The sequence below is a fragment of the Pseudoramibacter porci genome (assembly GCF_009696145.1).
GTDB lineage: Bacteria > Bacillota > Clostridia > Eubacteriales > Eubacteriaceae > Pseudoramibacter > Pseudoramibacter porci.
In genome coordinates this window covers 93376-107400 of the sequence record NZ_VUMO01000007.1, presented here as the reverse complement: position 1 = coordinate 107400, position 14025 = coordinate 93376, and the positions used below count along the sequence as shown (strand labels likewise).

13 protein-coding genes are annotated in these 14025 nt (G+C 53.9%); 3 read left to right on the top strand and 10 right to left on the bottom strand.

All coding sequences use genetic code 11. The annotated features are described in order from the left end of the window. Nucleotides 1–40: 40 nt before the first annotated feature. Complete coding sequence (gene rpmB, locus FYJ52_RS06675) at nucleotides 41–229, top strand: 50S ribosomal protein L28 (protein WP_154576450.1); 189 nt, start codon at nucleotides 41–43, stop codon at nucleotides 227–229. A gap of 62 nt (nucleotides 230–291) precedes the next feature. On the opposite strand, the gene FYJ52_RS06670 is transcribed toward rpmB, so the two are convergent. Genes FYJ52_RS06670 through rlmN form a run of 5 tightly spaced genes read right to left on the bottom strand, consistent with a single transcriptional unit; the run spans nucleotide 292 to nucleotide 5348 of the window. Continuing rightward, nucleotides 292–960 (bottom strand): thiamine diphosphokinase, encoded by a 669-nt coding sequence (locus FYJ52_RS06670; RefSeq protein ID WP_154576449.1) that lies wholly within the window; start codon nucleotides 958–960, stop codon nucleotides 292–294. Next, nucleotides 953–1861 carry a ribosome small subunit-dependent GTPase A gene (gene rsgA / locus FYJ52_RS06665; RefSeq protein ID WP_154576448.1) on the bottom strand — a complete coding sequence of 303 codons (909 nt, stop codon included), beginning with the start codon at nucleotides 1859–1861 and terminating at the stop codon, nucleotides 953–955. Before rsgA ends, FYJ52_RS06670 begins: the two co-directional genes overlap by 8 nt. Nucleotides 1862–1863: 2 nt before the next feature. Next, nucleotides 1864–3576, bottom strand: a complete 1713-nt coding sequence (gene pknB / locus FYJ52_RS06660) for a Stk1 family PASTA domain-containing Ser/Thr kinase (protein ID WP_328598781.1) — start codon at nucleotides 3574–3576, stop codon at nucleotides 1864–1866. A 1-nt stretch (nucleotide 3577) separates the two neighbouring features. Continuing rightward, a complete protein-coding gene (locus FYJ52_RS06655) occupies nucleotides 3578–4321 on the bottom strand; it encodes a Stp1/IreP family PP2C-type Ser/Thr phosphatase (RefSeq protein ID WP_154576447.1) in 744 nt (247 codons plus the stop codon). 4 nt (nucleotides 4322–4325) lie between these two features. Beyond that, nucleotides 4326–5348 carry a 23S rRNA (adenine(2503)-C(2))-methyltransferase RlmN gene (gene rlmN / locus FYJ52_RS06650; RefSeq protein WP_154576446.1) on the bottom strand — a complete coding sequence of 341 codons (1023 nt, stop codon included), beginning with the start codon at nucleotides 5346–5348 and terminating at the stop codon, nucleotides 4326–4328. A gap of 152 nt (nucleotides 5349–5500) precedes the next feature. Between rlmN and FYJ52_RS06645 the strand changes: the two genes are divergently transcribed. After that, a complete protein-coding gene (locus tag FYJ52_RS06645; RefSeq protein WP_154576445.1) occupies nucleotides 5501–7126 on the top strand; it encodes a putative manganese-dependent inorganic diphosphatase in 1626 nt (541 codons plus the stop codon). A gap of 45 nt (nucleotides 7127–7171) precedes the next feature. Continuing rightward, complete coding sequence (locus tag FYJ52_RS06640; RefSeq protein WP_154576444.1) at nucleotides 7172–7729, top strand: LOG family protein; 558 nt, start codon at nucleotides 7172–7174, stop codon at nucleotides 7727–7729. A gap of 59 nt (nucleotides 7730–7788) precedes the next feature. Here FYJ52_RS06640 and FYJ52_RS06635 read toward each other — a convergent pair whose 3' ends face one another. From FYJ52_RS06635 to FYJ52_RS06615, 5 genes are all read right to left on the bottom strand, one after another. Continuing rightward, on the bottom strand, nucleotides 7789–8064 hold the full coding sequence (locus FYJ52_RS06635) for a GNAT family N-acetyltransferase (protein WP_154576443.1): 276 nt from the start codon (nucleotides 8062–8064) through the stop codon (nucleotides 7789–7791). An 11-nt stretch (nucleotides 8065–8075) separates the two neighbouring features. Continuing rightward, nucleotides 8076–10028, bottom strand: coding sequence for a 1-deoxy-D-xylulose-5-phosphate synthase (gene dxs / locus FYJ52_RS06630; protein WP_154576442.1), 1953 nt, complete (start codon nucleotides 10026–10028; stop codon nucleotides 8076–8078). Then, on the bottom strand, nucleotides 9991–11145 hold the full coding sequence (dxr, locus tag FYJ52_RS06625) for a 1-deoxy-D-xylulose-5-phosphate reductoisomerase (protein WP_328598780.1): 1155 nt from the start codon (nucleotides 11143–11145) through the stop codon (nucleotides 9991–9993). The genes dxs and dxr overlap by 38 nt, the downstream gene beginning before the upstream one ends. Before the next feature lie 177 nt (nucleotides 11146–11322). Beyond that, entirely contained in the window at nucleotides 11323–12369 is a 1047-nt protein-coding gene (gene trpS, locus FYJ52_RS06620; protein ID WP_154576441.1) for a tryptophan--tRNA ligase, read from the bottom strand. 168 nt (nucleotides 12370–12537) lie between these two features. After that, entirely contained in the window at nucleotides 12538–14019 is a 1482-nt protein-coding gene (locus tag FYJ52_RS06615) for a 4Fe-4S dicluster domain-containing protein (RefSeq protein ID WP_154576440.1), read from the bottom strand. Nucleotides 14020–14025 lie beyond the last annotated feature (6 nt).

The following is a 14025-nucleotide window of genomic DNA, read 5'->3' as shown; positions in this document are numbered from 1 at the left end:
ACTGTTAACACAGACGATTCGAATAAGGAGGGTTGAGACCATGGCAAAAGAATGCTTTGTGTGCCACAAGGGTGTTGTTTCCGGCAACTCTGTCGCGCACTCCAATAAACACAATAAAAGAATGTGGAAGCCAAATCTGCAGAAGATCAAAATTGTGGTCGACGGCACACCGCGCCGTGAATATGTCTGCACACGCTGCCTGCGTTCTGGCAAAGTCGAACGGGCATAATCAAGACCCATTCCCATATTACAAAAAAATAAGAGCCGAAAGGCTCTTTTTTTTGCATTTTATCATTCCGAAAGGACAACGTTCACGAGCAGCCACCCGGCGTCAAAGTCAATGGTCTGCGGTGCCGCTGTCGTCACATTGCTCACTGTCCAGCCTGAAGTTCTGCGGGTCAGCATCGCGTCCGTGAGGGGATAATCAAACCCCGCAATCGTCACCGGTCCGGCAGTGTCTGACAGCGGCAGAAGACTGACCGTCCGGCCGGCCGGCAATTCAAGCGTCATCTGCTGCGGCCCTTTATATAAGGAAAGGTCATTGTGCGGGTCGATCAAATGAATCTCAACACCCTGTTCCGCGGCTATCGTCATCGCGTCGATACTGCTGAGCATGTGGTCGAGGCGCGTCCCCGTCGCACCGTACAGATAAATCACGTCCGGATACACCGTGAGGACACGCGTCAGTGCTAATTCCGTATCAGTCTGGTCCTTGCGCACCGGATGAGTCTCGGTCGGAATGCCCTTCGCGCTCAGCCGTTTCAGCACCTTTGGGTCGATCGAATCAAAATCCCCGACCAAAAGATCGGGCGTGACGCCGAGACGATCGAGCAGCTCTGCGCCTTTATCGACGCCGATGACGAGATCGGGCTGTGTCTGCTCGAGCTGCCTGGCGTAAAAAGCCGTATCTGATAAATCGCCGCCGGTAAAAACGGCGGCTTTTCTTTTCCTGTTATCCATATTTTTTCTGTTTTCTTAAAGTCTCAAACATCTGAATGTAATGATCGTAGCGGTTTTGGGAAATGCGCCCGGCTTCGACACCTTCACGCACAGCGCACCCGGGCTCCTTTTGATGGCGGCAGTCGTTGAATTTGCACTGCCCTTTTGGAAATTCCGGGAAGCAATCCGCAAGCTGCTCGGTTTGAACCTGCTTGCCAATATTCAGCGCCGAAAATCCTGGCGTGTCGAGCAGCCATCCGCCCTGCGGCAGCGCAAGCAATTCTACGTGGCGCGTCGTGTGGCGTCCCCGGCCGAGTTTTTTGCTTAAGCCCCCGGTTGCCATCACGTCGTCGCCGAGTAAAGCGTTGGTCAGCGTCGATTTTCCCACGCCGGAGGGGCCGGCGAGGAAGGCCGAGCGGCCAGCAATGATTCGTCCGAGTTCACCGGCTGCTTTTTCCCATTGGTCTGGTTCCGAGAGTATCACCGGATAAGGGGTTGCTTGATAGTCCGCCACCCCTTTGATATCCTCCGGACGCGCCAGATCCCGCTTCGTAAATACGAGCACCGGCTCAATGCCCTGTGCTTCACAGCTGACGAGCATTTCGTCGATTAAAAAACCATTTGGCGCCGGATCGCGGAGCGCCGCGACAATAATACCCACATCGACGTTAGACACCGGCGGGCGCACAAGCTCGTTTTTCCGCGGCTGAATGTCGGTCAAGGTGTACTCACCGTCCTGGTTGTCGTCCTTTTCAATTTGAACGTAGTCGCCGACCATCGGCGTCAGGCGGCGATGCCTTAAAATTCCTGCGGGCTTTGCGGTGTACGCCATTCCCGCCGCATCGACAACGGTATAAAAACCGCCGATCCCCTTCACGATGCGTCCGGAGATCGGCGAAATTTGTTTGTATTGGTGCTGCATATTTAATGGCCCTGTTGAGATGACGTGTTGTTATTATTTCCACTGTTGTTATTTGCGTCAGCATCACCTTGATCGTCATCCGTATCCTGTTTTGCTGCTGGTCCTGAGCTGACGACGAAGCTGATCGACGAGCCCTTTGTGACGCTGGATCCTTCGGACGGCGACTGAGAGATCACGACGCCCTTCGCGTAGCTGTCAGAATTTTGCTGGGTCACCGTGCCGACGCTGAACCCGTTAGCCTGGAGACGGCTTTCTGCATCGCTCTGCGTCAGCCCGACGATACCCGGAACGGACGCTGTATTCTGCCCCTTGGACACGTAGAGCACAACCTTGCCGTTTTTAGAAATGCTCGAACCGGTATTCGGCGACACGGCAAACACGACACCGGAATCGTAATTATCGTTGTATTCTCGCTTGATTTCCGATACCGTCAATCCGGCATCTTCAATCTTCGTCACCGCCGCATTTTCCGACAAGCCGACCACACTCGGCACTGTTGTGGTGCTCTTGCCCCGGCTGATCGTCACGCGAATGGCCCGGCCCTTCACAACCTGCGTATTGGCTTTCGGTGTCTGTGCCATGATTTTGCCCTTGCCGACACTATCGCTGTACGCGTGCTTGCTGACCTCCAGCGTGAGGCCAAGCTGCTGGCAGGCCGCCGTCGCCTGGCTTTCCGTCATGCCGGTCAGATCTGGAACGGTCACGCGCTGGCGGGTCATGGCGAAAGCGATGATCCCGGCCGCCACCGCTGCAATCAGCACGACGATCAACGCGATCCGGCGGTTTTTCTTTTTCTTTCTCAAATCGTTGATGCCGGTAATATCATCAGTCGATGCAGGATCTTCCTCTCTAAAAAGATCCGCAGTCGACGCGGTTTCCCCAACTGGGCTGATCGACGCGTCCAGCATGATTTGATCTAAGTCCTCAATGAGGTCTTCGCAGTTCTGGTAGCGGTCTTCCGGCTTTTTCTGACAAAGCCGCACCACAACGTCTGATACACTCTGCGGAATGGACGGATTGATCTGATTCGGCGGTGTGATGTCCTCCTGAATGTGCTTGATGGCAATGGAGACGGAATTGTCATCGTCAAAAGGCAGTTCGCCGGTCAGCAGCTCGTAATACATAATCCCGAGGGAATACAAATCCGATCGGGCGTCGACGAAACCGCCCCGCGCCTGTTCAGGCGAAATGTAGTGCACCGACCCCATCGTCTGATTCGTCATCGTGATGGTGGCGCTGCTGATCGCTCGGGCGATGCCGAAGTCCGTGACCTTCGGCGTCAGGTCAGACGTCAGCATGATGTTCTGGGGCTTGATGTCCCGGTGGATAATCCCGTGGTCATGGGCGCATTTGAGGGCTTCAGCGATATCGATGATAAAATTGGTCGCTTCTTCGTAATCCAAACTGCCCTTCTGAGTCAGGTACTGTTTCAGCGTAATGCCGTCGACGTATTCCATGACAATGAAATAAACATCGTTGTCGACCCCGACGTCGTACACCGAGACGATGTTCGGGTCCGACAATCCCGCAGCTGCCTGAGATTCCCGGTCAAATTTTTTAATAAACTGTTCGTTTTCCGTGTATTCTTCCCGGAGGATTTTTACCGCTACATAACGGTTAAGCTTCATGTCCTGGGCTTTATAAACGTAAGCCATACCGCCCCGTCCGATCAATTCGATGATCTTATAGCGGTCGTTCAGTATTTTTCCGATCACGTCAATCCTCCTTCATTTGGAATTCTGGTTTGAAAATAATCAAGGTAATATTATCCGTGCCGCCGTTGTAGTTCGCCAGATTGACGAGCTTGCGCGTGGCTTCTTCGATGTCGTTTTCCATCACGATGCGATGGATTTCCTCGTCGCCGACCATGTTGTAAAGCCCGTCGGAGCAGAGCAGCACCTGATCTCCGGGGTATAAGCGATATTCAAACAGATCCGCTTTCAAGACTTCGTCGGTCCCCAATGCCCGGGTGATGATGTTTTTCTGCGGGTGATCTTTCGCTTCTGTCGGGGTGATGCGGCCCCGATCGATCAGCGCCTGCACCAGTGAATGGTCCTTCGTCAGATGCTCGATGCCGCTGGCGTTGATGCGGTAAGCCCGGCTGTCGCCGACGTGGTAAATCACCATTTTATCGTCATGAACGATGGCCATCGTCAGTGTTGTAGCCATGCCGAGTTCTTCCGGCTGCATAACCCCCTCGTGAATGATCGCCTTGTTGATATCGTTAAAAAATGCGTTGACTTCCTGATAATTTGTAAAATCCTGAATCTCGCCAATGTGTTCCTTGATGCTGTCGATCGCGATCTGACTCGCAACCTCCCCGGAACGATGACCGCCCAATCCGTCGGCGACCGCAAAAACGTAATAGAGAATGCCGTCCTTCTCGACGTTCGCCGCGAGATAAGCATCCTGATTGGATTTTCGCTTCGCCCCTATATTGGTCGAATAAGCACATTTCATTGTATCACCTTGTTTCCTCCTGCGTTCTGCGGCGAAGCTGGCCGCAGGCCGCATCGATATTTTTTCCGATTCGTCTTCTCACGGTGCAGTTGATGCCGCCGTCCTGGAGAGTTTTCGCAAAATCATCCACCCGCCGGCTTCCGGCAATTGTCCCGTCTGAAATCGGGTTGAGACGAATCAAGTTGATGTGGATGTTTTGATGCCGGAATAGGCGGATCAGCTCAGCTGCGTCCTCCGGCCGGTCATTGACAGCGTCCATCAGTGCGTACTCAAAGGTAATCCGCCGGCCTGTCGTCTTAAAATAGCGCGTGCAGGCCTGGAGCAGTTCCGGCAGCGCGTAGCGTTTGGCGACCGGCATGATGCGCTCGCGCACTTGCTGCGTCGGCGCGTGCAGCGACACCGCCAAATTGATCTCCAGCTTTTTTTCCGCCAGCTCGTCCATTTTGGGCACCAGCCCGCAGGTCGAGACGGTGATCTTCCGCTGGCCAATGCCGAAGCCCGTGTTGGCCAAATCGATGAAAGCGAGCAGATTGTCAAAATTGGCCAGCGGCTCGCCAATGCCCATCACAACGACTCGGCTCACCCGTTCGCCCGAAACCGCCTGAGCCCAGTAAATCTGACTGGCGATCTCGCCGGCACTCAAATCCCGAACCACGCCTCCCCGCGTGGACGCGCAGAATGCGCATCCCATCGCACAGCCAACCTGGCTGGAAACACAGAGGGAAAGGCCGTAGTGATAGCGCATCAGAACTGTCTCGATGCACGCGCCGTCGGCAAAACGGATTAACAGTTTTTCGGTGCCGTCCTCCGGATCGCGTTGACGCCGGATCACCTCGCCGTGGTCAATTTCAGCCACCTCCGACAAGCGCCGCCTGAGAGCCTCCGGCAGATTGGTGCACGCGTCGAGGGTCTCGACCCCTTTCTCGTACAGCCACTGGAATAATTGCTTCCCTCTAAATTTCGGCTCCCCGAGATCCGCCATGAGCTGCTGACACTGTTCTAAGTTATAGCCAAATAAATTTTCCATGAGACCTCTTTTAATCTGATTTTGGATCCAAAAACCCAGATTACTCATATAAAGCTATTATAGCAAAAAAAATTATCTGAATAAAGCTTATAATTCATTACCAAACAAATCGAGTTTTTGCTACAATGAGTTTAGGAAAAGGAGGATGTATTATGTCTCAAATGACTTATGTTTTCGGGCATCAGAAGCCGGATACGGATTCGATCTGTTCGGCGATTGCGTATGCCTATTTTAAGCGGGAAACGGGTTCCCCGGAGACTGAAGCCTGCCGATTGGGGCCGATCAACAAAGAAACCCAGTTTGCTTTAGATACTTTCGACGTCAAACCGCCGAGACTGATCAAAAGCGTCAAACCCCAAGTGAGCGATATTCATTTGAACAACGACGCGATGGTCACCGAAGAAAATTCCATCAATCACACGATGAATTTGATCATCGACAACCCCGGACGTTCGCTCCCTGTTGTGGACGACCAGAAAAAACTCATCGGTATCATTTCCCTGCCAGACATCATGCACGCTTATTCCGACCCTTTCCAGGAAGACGGTCTGATGAAAGCAAAGACCCCTTACCGCAACATTATCAAAACTTTGAACGCCAGAGTCATCGGCGATACGCCGAGCGGCGACGTCAAGGGCTGTTTCTACAACAACTCTCAGCTGGCGTCCGGCGCAAAACTGAATCCTGACGACGTCGTGCTGACCACGCGCAACGATTCCTCCCGGGACACGGCGTTTGCCGGCGGCAACGCTTACGTCATCATCTCCGACGTACCGGAAGATATGGACATCCCCATTCCCGACGGCTTTACCGGGACCACCATACTGACGGAGAAATCGACATTCGAAGTGATCCGCCTGCTCGAGCAGGTCATGCCGATCCGTCCGTACGTCAATCACGACACCATGGAATTTTTTATGGTCTCTGAAACATTGGCGGACGTCAAGAGCAACATGCTCTCTTCGCCCCACAACCGTTTCCCCGTCGTGACCGATGACGGGGTAGTTCTTGGAACCATCACCAAATCCTCGCTGCTCGATTATCAGCGCAAGCGGGTCATCCTCGTCGACCACAACGAAAGAACCCAATCCATCGCCGGCCTTGAAGACGCGGAAATTGCTGAAATCATCGACCATCACCGCGTCGCCGAAATCCAGACCGACGCGCCGCTTTACATGCGGGTCGAACCGCTGGGCTGCACCTGTACCATTATTACGAAGATGTATCAGGAAAAGGACGTCCCGATTCCGAAAAAAATAGCGGGACTGTTACTTTCGGCCATCATCTCCGACACACTGCTGTTCAACTCGCCGACCTGTACCGAACAGGACAAGCAGGCGGCGCAGGCGCTGGCGAAAATCGCCGACGTCAACCTGCGGGAATACGGCCGGTCGATGCTGATTGCCGGTTCCAATCTGGGCGACATGACCCCGAAACAAATCATCGGCGCCGACCGCAAAATCTTTACGATGGGCGACTACAAGATCGAAATTTCCCAGATTAACACAGGCGACTACAAGAGTTTGTTCAACAAATTGAAGGACTTGCTTGCTCAGATGCAGGAAAACTGTGAAAAAGAAGGCGCCGATCTGGCCATCCTCATGGTGACGGATATCGTCCTCGGCGGTTCCGAACTGCTCATTGCCGGCGAACAGCGCCATTTGGTGCGTGACGCTTTTGGCATTGAAGACGAAGATATCAGCCAATTCTTCCCGGGCATGTTCTCGAGAAAGAAACAAGTTGTACCGCCGCTGATGCGCGTTGCTTCAGAGGCATAATCTAAAAAATAATCTGACCCTAAGAAAGGACAAAAGGAGAGTCTTATGAACATCACGGTTTATTGTGGATCAAAATTCGGCAACCAGCCCCACTACCGCAAGGACGCCGAAGCGCTGGGGACTTGGATTGGCAAAAATGGGCACCGCCTGATTTACGGCGGCGGCTGGACCGGTCTGATGGGTGCGGTGTCCAATGCCGCCCTGAAAGCCGGCGGTGAAGTGTACGGAATCATTCCTGAATTTTTGAAGGAAATTGAACTCGCCCACGACGGCCTGACCAAAACCGTCACCGTTAAAACCATGGCGGAGCGGAAAACGATCATGCGGGATGAAGGCGACTTTTTCATCGCACTGCCCGGCGGTCCCGGCACCATCGAAGAAATCACGGAGATCATCTCTCTGCGCAAGCTGCACCGTCACAACAAACCCGCTGTTTTTTACAACAGTGACCATTTCTACGATTCCGTCCGCGACCTATACCGCGAAATGGTTACGCAGGGCTTTCTCGATCAAGCGACCTTCGACACCATTGTCTTCGCGGACAATTTAGAGGCCATTTACCGGGAAATCGAACGCGAAATCGCCAAACGGTCAAGGCAATAAATGCAATTAAAATAACCCGTTTCTTAAAAATTAAGAAACGGGTTATTTTTTTGCGGCGCCTATTTTGCGACGTCAACGTATTCTTTTTTCACAGCAAAACGCTTTTGCGCGTAATCGCAGAGCGGGTGAATTTTCAGACCTCGTTCCCGCGCCGCTTCGACGACACTGTCGACGAGCCTGCCGGCAATGCCCTGGCCGCCGTAAGCCTGGTCCACCTCGGTGTGCGTCAAAAGCCAGATGCGCCCGGAAGCGCTCACTGTGCACTCACCGATTACTTTTTCACCGTCCAATGCGACCGCCCGCATCTCTTCCGGGCGAAATTGAATATTGATCATGGTTGTCTCCTTTATTTTTTATCTTTTTGCTTTTTCAAAAAGGCTGCAATCCGATCCACCGCGTGCACCGCGTCCAAACCGAGATCCGCCATCAGCTCGTCGGTCGAGCCGTGAGGCACAAATTGATCCTCCACGGCCAGCACCAAAACGCGGCTGCCCGGTTTGTGTTCAGCCAGCCAGGCGGCCGCCCGCTGCCCAAACCCGCCGATTCGGCTATTATCCTCTAAGGTAATCACCGGGCCCCGTTCCGCCATGCGTTCGAGCATCTCCGTATCCATCGGTTTAATGCTGCGGACGTTGACGAGGCCGCAGTCAACATCTGCCTGCGTTTTCAGCCCCTCGCAAATGGCCGCGCCGGTTTCACACAAATGGCCGAGGGTCAACAGCGCCGCATCTCGCCCATCCCGCAGGATCTCTGCCTTTAAGCCTTCAATGGGCTGTGTATGGTCGGCAAACCCTTCGGGCGCCGAGCCCCGGCTGTAGCGAATGGCCACCGGCCCATCTATCTGGTGAATTCCGTAGTGAAGCATCGCCTTGAGCTCCCAGGCGTTTTTCGGTTCCAGCACGGTCATATTCGGCATCTGCGCGAGAAAGGACGTGTCAAAAATGCCCTGATGGGTTTCGCCATCCCGGCCGACCAGTCCGGCCCGGTCCACCGCAAAGATCACGTGAAGATTCTGCAGACAGACGTCCTCGAGCAGCTGATCGTAAGCGCGCTGGAGAAATGTTGAATAAATAGCGACCACCGGAATCATGCCCTGAGACGCCAAACCACCGGCAAAGGTCACCGCGTGTTCCTCTTCGATCCCCACATCGAAAAATCGTTTGGGGTAGCGCATACCAAATAGCTTCAGTCCTGTGCCGTCGGCCATTGCCGCCGTGATCGCGACAATTTTGTCACAGGTTCTGCCCTCTTCAACGAGGGCTTGTCCGAATACATCTGACCAGCTGGGCCTGCGCTTCGGCTGTTTCAGCTGGCCGGTTTCAATTTCAAATGGACCGATACCGTGAAATTTGTCTGGATGGCGCTCAGCGGGCTCATAGCCCCGGCCTTTTTTCGTTACAACGTGGACAATGACCGCCTTCTGCAGCTTCCGCGCGTCTTTAAAAGTTTTGACCATCTGGGAAATATTCGTCCCGTCGACCGGCCCCAGATAAGTGACACCGAAATTTTCGAAAAGCATTTCCGGAATCATCATATTTTTGATCCCGGTCTTCACGGTGCTGAGGTGATCGGCAATGGGCTCGCCGATCCTGGGCAGGTGCGCCAGCCGCCGCTTGACATGATCTTTAAGCTCCGTGTAAGACGACGCCGTGCGCAGGCCGCTCAAATAAACAGACAGCCCGCTTAAATTTCTAGAAATCGACATGTCATTGTCATTGAGGACGATAATGACGTTGCGTTTCATGCGCCCCGCGTTGTTCAGTGCCTCAAAAAACATACCCCCGGTCGACGCGCCGTCGCCGATGACGGCGATCACGGCATTGTCGTCTCCTTTAAGATCTCGGGCACAAGCCATCCCCAATGCGGCCGAGACACTGTTGGAAGCGTGGCCGGTGTCAAAGGCGTCCGTCGCGCTCTCGCTGCGCTTCGGAAAGCCGCTGAGACCGCCGTGCTGGCGCAGGGTATCGAAATCGTCCTTTCGGCCAGTTAAAATCTTATGAACGTAGGACTGATGCCCGACGTCGAAGACGATGCGATCCTTTGAAAAATCGAAGACCAAATGCAGCGCCATGGTCAGTTCAACTGCCCCGAGGTTGGACGCCAAATGACCGCCGGTGACCGATACCTTCTGAATCAGAAAGCGGCGGATCTCCCAGGCCAACTGATCGTAATCCTGAGGAGCGATCCGGCGGATATCGCCGTTTTTGTTAATTCTGGACAAAACCGAAGATCGAGGGCGCCGCGGATTGTTATTGGCCTTATTATTTAAATTGTCTGTCACAGTATTCAAATGTTTCATGTGCAATTTCCCGTATTTCCGAGACCGTCGGCGACGCTATCACCTGATGCTCATCCATAACGCTTTCAATGATGTCGTAGATATCGAGGAAGCGGATCTCGCCGCGGCGGAATGCCGCGTTGGCCCATTCGTTGGCCGCATTGAAAGCGCAGGGCATGGAGCCGCCGGTTTTAATCGCCGAAACCGCCAGCGGCAGCCCCTTAAACGTATCGTTATCCGGCACGTCAAAACTCAGAGATTTGAGGGTTTCAAAATCCAGCGCGTCCGCCGGCGACGGCAGATGATTCGGCCAGGTCAATGCGTACTGAATCGGCACCCGCATATCGGAGGTTGCCAGCTGCGCGATGACGGAGTGATCTTCATACTCGACCATTGAATGAATGATGCTCTGGGGCTGGATGACGACTTGAATCTGGTCCGGATCCACGTCAAAAAGCCACCGCGCTTCGATGACTTCAAGCCCTTTGTTGACCATCGTCGCCGAATCGACCGTCACCTTCGGTCCCATCTGCCACGTTGGATGGGCCAAGGTTTCTTTAACCGTGACGTGTTCAAGCTCTTTTCTGCTCATCCCGCGGAAGGGTCCGCCGGAAGCCGTCAGCAGGATCTTATTGATTTTAGAGTCGGCTTTGCCTTGAAGCGATTGAAAAATCGCCGAGTGTTCCGAGTCCACCGGCAGAATATTCACGCCGTGCGCCTTTGCCAGCGGCATGATCAAATGCCCGGCGGTGACACAGGTTTCTTTATTGGCCAGAGCAATGTCCTTGCCCGCTTCAATCGCCGCAACAGTTGGTTCGACACCGATCATGCCGACAATCGCCGTGACAACTGTGTCCGCCTCCGGCTGTGACGCCAGTTCAATTAAACCGGATATCCCGGAAACCACCCGGATCTGGGTATCTGACAAGCGCATTTTCAGCACATCCGCCTGCCCTTCGTCGTAAACCGCCACAAGCGACGGGCCAAATTCCCGCGCCTGTTTTTCGACCAAATCAATCGACCGGCCGCACCCCAATGCCGTCACTTTAAACAAGTCGGGATGCATGCGCACGACGTCGAGCGTCTGCGTCCCGATGGAACCAGTTGAACCTAAAATGGCCAGATGCCGCTTGATCACAGGATCACCGTCCCTTCATTTTGAAGTAATACATTGCTCATTTTATTCTCCTCGCTATCGCGAAATCCATTAACAGAATTCATTTTTTGCTTATCGTTTCATTATACCACGTTCGCGGTCTTTCGACCCGTTAAACGAAAAAAACCCGGGTTGCCCCGGGTCTATGATCCCTGCTCATCAATCGGCAAAATAGTCGATGCGCATCGCGTGGCGCACTTCGTCCAAAGTCTTCGCCGCCACCTGTTCGGCCTTTTCGCAGTTTACCTTTAAGATGTCGCGCACATCTGGCAGACGCTGTTCCCACGCCTTCCGGCGTTCCCTAATCGGGCGCAGCCGTTCCTGAAGCACACTGTTCAGAAAACGCTTAACCTTCACATCGCCGAGGCCGCCTTTTTGATAATGCGCCTTGACTTCGTCGAGGTTCGCGTAATCCGGCCAAAACGCTTCGAAGTCGCCGGGTTCGCTAAAGGCGTCCAGATAAGTGAAGACCGGATTGCCCGCAACCTGTCCCGGATCCTGCACGCGCAAATGATTCGGGTCGGTGTACATGGACATGACCTTTTTCTTAATATCGTCGGGCTCATCGGACAAATAGATACAGTTGCCGAGGGACTTGCTCATTTTTTCCTTGCCGTCCAGCCCCGGCAGCCGCATGCTGGCCTGATTCTGTGGCAGCACGATTTCCGGCTCCGTCAGCGTTTTGCCGTACACTGCGTTGAATTTCCGGACAATTTCACGGCATTGTTCGATCATCGGTTCCTGGTCTTCGCCCGCCGGCACTGTCGTCGCGTGGAAAGCGGTAATATCCGCCGCCTGGCTGACGGGATAGCAGAAGAATCCCATCGGGATGCTGGCTTCAAATCCGCGCTGCTTGATTTCCGCCTTGACCGTCGGATTGCGCTGCACCCGGGAAACGGTCACAAGATTCATGTAATAAAACGTCAGCTCGGTCAGTTCCGGCACGGTCGATTGAATAAACAGCACGGATTTTTCCGGATCCAGCCCAACTGCAAGGTAATCGAGGGCCACCTGCATGATGTTCTGGCGCACCTTTTCCGGATGTTCCGCGTTGTCTGTCAGCGCCTGAGCATCGGCGATCATGATATAAATATCGTCGAACTCACCGGAATCCTGCAGCCGCACCCGTTCTCGCAGCGACCCAACGTAATGGCCGACGTGCAGCCGGCCCGTTGGCCGGTCCCCGGTTAAAATAATTTTCTTCATTTATAAACTCCTTTGAATGGATGATGTTTTTGGTTTACATTTTTGTATTATATCATGCGGAGACATTTGGTGCAATTCTCCAGATCGCGGTCAGCTCAAATGGCACATCATACAGAAAAACCCCAGCCATTCCGGCTGGGGTTTTCGTTTATTTATTCTCTATTTTATTTATTTCGCGGCCTTCGGATCCGGCAAGGGGCCTTCCCGGTGCATGTTGAATTTCGTCAGGTCGTAGCGCTTCAAGTTTTCGGTAATCGTCCGCTGATCGGCGCCTTCGATCATCTTATCGCGAACCTTCATGGCCTTATTGGTGTCGTCGTGGGCGTGCGGGCCGTGGCTGCAGCCGCCTTCGCAGACCATCCCTTCGATGAAGTCTTCTTGTAAGCGCCCCTTGCCCATCATCATCAGCGTCGTCTTGCAGGCCTTACCGCCGCTGACGCTCTTGATCTTCATCTGATCGGCGTCTTCGTAGCCCTGTTCCTTCATGTATTCGACACAGGACTGCGCCACCCCGACATCGGCGTAGCGTTTGCCGAAGATTGACGCCTGCTGGTAGTTTTCTTCGACCGGTTCCAATTCGACGCCGGCCGCCTTCATAACCGCGTGAAGTTCTGCAAAAGTCAGGACGTAATCGGCGTTGCCCGGAATCTTCTGATCGACGACTTCGGACTTTTTCGCGGTGCATGGACCGGCAAAGACCGTAATACAGCCGGGATGTTCCGCCTTAATCATCCGCGACAGCTCGCACATCGGCGAAAGGGCGGTTGAAATGTTGTCTTTATTTTCTGGATAATGGCGCAGAATCATGTTGACAAAAGCCGGGCAGCAGGACGTGGTGCGCTTTTCGCCGTTTTTAAAGGCTTCGTACCATTCCGGCGCTTCTGCCGCCGTGGTCAGATCGCCGCCGAGGCCGACTTCAATGTAGTCTTCGAAGCCCACTTCCTTTGCGGCCTTCCGCCAGCTGGCCATGGTGATGTCTTTGCCGTACTGGCCTTCAACCGCCGGCGCGATCATCAGAAAAACCGGCGTGTCGCTCTTGAGCGCCTTGATGACCGGCACGATGGCGGTCTTGGTCGAAATGGCGCCGAAAGGACAGGCGTGAATGCACTGGCCGCAGCGAATGCATTTTTCTTCATCAATGACCGAAAGCCCGTCTTCGTCGTAAGTCAGCGCGCCGACTGGGCAGGAGTTTTTACACGGACGGACCAAGTGCGCAATCGCGTTGTACGGACAGGCCTTGGCGCACATCCCACATTCTCGGCATTTGTTCGCGTCGATTCGCGAGCGTTTTTCGCCGGGGTGAATCGCGCCGAAGCGGCAGGCGCCCAAACACGCCTTCCCCAAACAGTTTTGGCAGTTGTCTGTGACGATATAACTCGAAATCGGGCAGTCCGCGCAGGCCGGTTCAATGACTTGGATGATATTGCCGTTGTCCACGGCTCCCGGCGCTTTCCCTTCGGCCAGACGGATACGCTGGCGGACCACTTCTCTTTCCTTGTAAACACAGCAGCGGTAATGGGGGATCATCCCCGGAATGATTTCTTCCGGCAGATTGTCCCGTTCTTCTTCCAACGTACCTTCAAATGTTTTTTTCGCGACGTGATATAAAACTTTATGCTTCAGCGAAATAATGCGTCCATCATTACTCAATGCCGT

Coding starts and splice junctions, on each gene's coding strand:
- rpmB (WP_154576450.1), top strand. CDS start 41: ATGGCAAAAGAATGCTTTGTGTGCCACAAGGGTGTTGTTTCCGGCAAC.
- FYJ52_RS06645 (WP_154576445.1), top strand. CDS start 5,501: ATGTCTCAAATGACTTATGTTTTCGGGCATCAGAAGCCGGATACGGAT.
- trpS (WP_154576441.1), bottom strand. CDS start 12,369: ATGAAGAAAATTATTTTAACCGGGGACCGGCCAACGGGCCGGCTGCAC.
- rlmN (WP_154576446.1), bottom strand. CDS start 5,348: ATGGAAAATTTATTTGGCTATAACTTAGAACAGTGTCAGCAGCTCATG.
- FYJ52_RS06640 (WP_154576444.1), top strand. CDS start 7,172: ATGAACATCACGGTTTATTGTGGATCAAAATTCGGCAACCAGCCCCAC.
- FYJ52_RS06655 (WP_154576447.1), bottom strand. CDS start 4,321: ATGAAATGTGCTTATTCGACCAATATAGGGGCGAAGCGAAAATCCAAT.
- FYJ52_RS06670 (WP_154576449.1), bottom strand. CDS start 960: ATGGATAACAGGAAAAGAAAAGCCGCCGTTTTTACCGGCGGCGATTTA.
- rsgA (WP_154576448.1), bottom strand. CDS start 1,861: ATGCAGCACCAATACAAACAAATTTCGCCGATCTCCGGACGCATCGTG.
- FYJ52_RS06635 (WP_154576443.1), bottom strand. CDS start 8,064: ATGATCAATATTCAATTTCGCCCGGAAGAGATGCGGGCGGTCGCATTG.
- dxs (WP_154576442.1), bottom strand. CDS start 10,028: ATGAAACATTTGAATACTGTGACAGACAATTTAAATAATAAGGCCAAT.